Raw genomic sequence first — 3,893 nt, forward strand, 5'->3', positions numbered from 1 at the left:
ATCCCCGTGGACTACGCCTCCCACTCCGCCCACGTCGACCAGATCCGCGACACCCTCGCCCATGAGCTGGAAGGCGTGGCGCCCCGTTCGGGACGGATCGCCTTCCACTCCACGGTGACCGGTGGCCTCCTGGACACCACCGAACTCGACGGGGCCTACTGGTTCCGCAACCTCCGCAGCAAGGTCCGGCTCGCCGACGTCATCGGACAACTCGCGGCCCCCGACGTCGTCTTCGTCGAGATCAGCGCCCACCCCGTCCTCGTCTCCGGCATCACCGAGACCCTCGGCGACACCGGAGCCGTCGTCGGCACCCTCCAGCGCAACACCGGCACCCTCGACCGCTTCGTCGAATCCGCCGCCGAAGCCTGGACCCACGGCGTCACCATCGACTGGCCGACCGTTCTCCAGCCCTACCGCGCGCATGCCGTCGAACTCCCCTCCTACCCCTTCCAGCGCCGGCGCTACTGGCTGGAGCCCGAGCCGGCCTCGACCGACGCCCGTGGGCTCGGTCTGGCCTCGGCCGGACACCCGCTGCTCGGCGCCGTGGTGGAGCTGGTCGAGGAGGACCGGCTGGTGTACACGGGGCGGCTCGCCCTCGACACGCAGCCGTGGCTCGCCGATCACGCCGTGCACGGCACCGTGCTGCTGCCCGGCACCGCCTTCCTGGAGCTCACGATGGCCGTGGGCGCGCGGGTGGGTTGGCGACGGCTCGCCGAGCTGACCCTCCAGGCGCCATTGGTGCTCCCGCCCGGCGAAGCCGTACAGCTGCGGGTGACCCTCGAACCGCCGGCCGAGAACGGGCAGCGGGAGCTGGCCGTGCACTCCCGGCCGCAGGACGCCGACGCGGGCATCCCGTGGACGCGGCACGCGGCCGCCGTGCTCGACCTCGACGACGCCGCCGCCGACTTCGACCTCGCCGAGTGGCCGCCGCCCGGCGCCCAGGAGATCGACGTCGAGAACCGTTACGACACCCTCACGGAGGCGGGCTACGACTACGGCCCCGCCTTCCAGGGCCTGCGGGCCGCCTGGCGCTCCGGCCGCGACGTCTTCGCCGAGGTCGGTCTGCCCGCCGAGCTGGACGCCACGGCCTTCGGGGTGCACCCGGCGGTCCTGGACGCGGCCCTGCACGCGGTCGGTCTGCTCCGCGAGGACGGCGGCACCGTCCTCCCCTTCTCCTGGTCCGGCGTCACCCGCTACGCGGACGGCGCGGACGCCCTGCGGGTGTGGCTCGCCCCGAGGGGCGAGGACGGCGTCGCCCTGCGCGTCACCGACGGCGCGGGGAAGCCCGTGCTGTCGGCGGAGTCCGTCACGATGCGGCCGTTCACGGCCGACCTGTCCGCCGGTCGGGGCGCCGACTCGCTGTACCGCGTCGAGTGGCAGCCGGTCGCCGCGACGGCCGAGGTCGAGATGTGCCTGGTCGCGGACCTGGCCGACGTCCCGGACGTCGTGCCGCAGGTGGTCGCCGTACGATGTCCGGCCACCGCCCGATGTCCCGGCGCACCGGAGGACTCCGACGGCACGGGAACCGGCCTCGCCGAGGCCGCCCACCAGGCGGCGCGCTGGGCGCTCGGCCTGGTCCAGGAGTGGCTGGCCGATGCCCGCTTCACCGGCTCCCGCCTGCTGGTACTGACCGACGGCGCCGCCGGTCCCGTGGTCGACGACCCGGCCCAGGCCACCGTGTGGGGCCTGGTCAGGACCGCGCAGTCCGAGCACCCCGACCGTTTCGCCCTGCTGGACTCGGACGAGGCGCACGAGACCGGCACCGTGCCCGGTGCCGTGCTCACCGAGCCCCAGCTCGCCCTGCGGGCGGGCGCTCTCCTCGTCCCCCGACTGGTCCGGCACGCCTCCGTCGCCGACCCGGCCGGTGTCACCCCGCTCGACCCGGACGGCACCGTGCTCGTCACCGGCGGCACCGGTGTGCTCGGCGCGTCGGTCGCACGGCACCTGGTCACCGAACACGGCGCCCGCCGTCTGCTGCTGGTCAGCCGTCGCGGCGCGGACGCCCCCGGGGCGGAGGAACTCGCCGCCGAGCTCACCGGTCTGGGCGCCGAGGTCTCCCTCGCGGCCTGTGACACCGCCGACCGCGACGCGCTCGCGAAGCTGCTGACCGGCGTACGGCTCACCGCCGTCGTCCACACCGCGGGTCTGCTCGACGACGGCGTGGTCGAGTCGCTCACCGGGGACCGGCTCGCGGCCGTCCTGCGGCCCAAGGTGGACGCCGCCGCCCACCTCGACGAACTGACCGCCGACCACGACCTCGCGGCCTTCGTCCTGTTCTCCTCGGTCGCCGGCGTCCTCGGCAACCCGGGTCAGGCCAACTACGCGGCGGGCAACGTCTTCCTCGACGCGCTCGCCGCCCGCCGCCGCACCGCGGGCCGTCCCGCGACCTCGCTCGCCTGGGGCCTGTGGGCCGAACGCACCGGTCTCACCGGGCACTTGGACGACGGCACCCTCTCGACCCGGGGCATCGCCCCGCTCTCCACCGAGCAGGGCCTCGCACTCCTCGACCGGGCGCTCGCCGACGACAACCCCCTGCTCGTACCGGCCCGTCTCGACCCGGCCGCGCTGCGCTCCGACGCGCTCGCCGGGACGCTGTCCCCGGCGCTGCGCTCCCTGGTGCGGGTCCCGCAGCGACGGAAGGGCGAGTCCGGTCTGCGCCGCAAGCTCGGCCGGCTGTCCGAGGAGGAGGGCCGCCGCCTGCTGCTCGACGTCGTCCGCACCCAGCTCGCCTCGGTCATCGGCAGCGATTCGGCGGACGGGATCGACCCGGACCAGCCGTTCAAGAGCTTCGGCATCGACTCGCTGCTCGCGGTCCAGTTGCGCAACCGCCTCAACTCCGCGACCGGTCTGCGCCTTCCGGCGACCCTGGTCTTCGACCACCCCACGCCGACCGCCGTCGTCGACTTCACGCTCGCGCTCGTACGGGAGCGGGCCGAGAGCGCGCCCGCGCGGCCCGTGGTCCCCGTCGTCCCGCGTACGGACGACGATCCGATCGTGATCGTCGGCATGGGGTGCCGCTTCCCGGGCGGGGTGGACTCGCCCGAGGCGCTGTGGCGGGTCGTCGCCGAACAGCGCGACGTCATCTCGGAGTTCCCGGTCGACCGGGGCTGGGACCTCGACGGCCTCTACCACCCCGATCCGGACCACGCCGGCACGTCGTACGTCCGGCACGGCGGGTTCCTCCACGAGGCCGCCGAGTTCGATCCCGCGTTCTTCGGGATCTCGCCGCGCGAGGCGCTGGCGATGGACCCGCAGCAGCGGCTCCTCCTCGAAGTGTCGTGGGAGGCCCTGGAGCGGGCCGGCATCACGCCCGGCTCGCTGCACGGCAGTGACACCGGGGTGTTCGCCGGTGTGATGTACCACGACTACGGCGGTGGCGGCCGGCTTCCGGAGGAGGCCGAGGGCCACTTCCTGACCGGCACCGCCGGCAGTGTCGCCACCGGTCGCGTCGCCTACACGCTCGGTCTTCAGGGTCCGGCCCTGACGGTGGACACGGCGTGCTCCTCTTCGCTGGTAGCCCTCCACCTCGCCGTCCGTGCCCTGCGGTCGGGCGAGTGCTCGCTCGCGCTCGCGGGCGGCGCCGCGGTGATGTCCACCCCCAACACCTTCATCGAGTTCTCGCGTCAGCGGGGTCTCGCGGCCGACGGCCGGTGCAAGTCGTTCTCGGCGGACGCGGACGGCACCGCCTGGGCCGAGGGCGTCGGCGTCCTCGTCGTCGAACGCCTCTCCGACGCCCGCCGCCTCGGCCACAACATCCTGGCCGTCGTGGCCGGCACGGCCGTCAACCAGGACGGCGCCTCCAACGGCCTCACCGCCCCCAGCGGCCCCGCCCAAGAACGCGTCATCCGCGCCGCCCTCCAGGACGCCGGAATCACCTTCCCCGACGTCGACGC

The 3,893-nt window shown here is 74.4% G+C and carries 1 protein-coding gene; it reads left to right on the top strand.

The window, feature by feature from the left end:
- Window positions 1–3,893, top strand: a 3,893-nt coding sequence (locus IE180_RS35670) for a type I polyketide synthase (RefSeq protein ID WP_190161094.1), incomplete at both ends; no start/stop codon positions are given.

It is taken from the genome of Streptomyces litmocidini, from assembly GCF_014649755.1.
GTDB lineage: Bacteria > Actinomycetota > Actinomycetes > Streptomycetales > Streptomycetaceae > Streptomyces > Streptomyces litmocidini.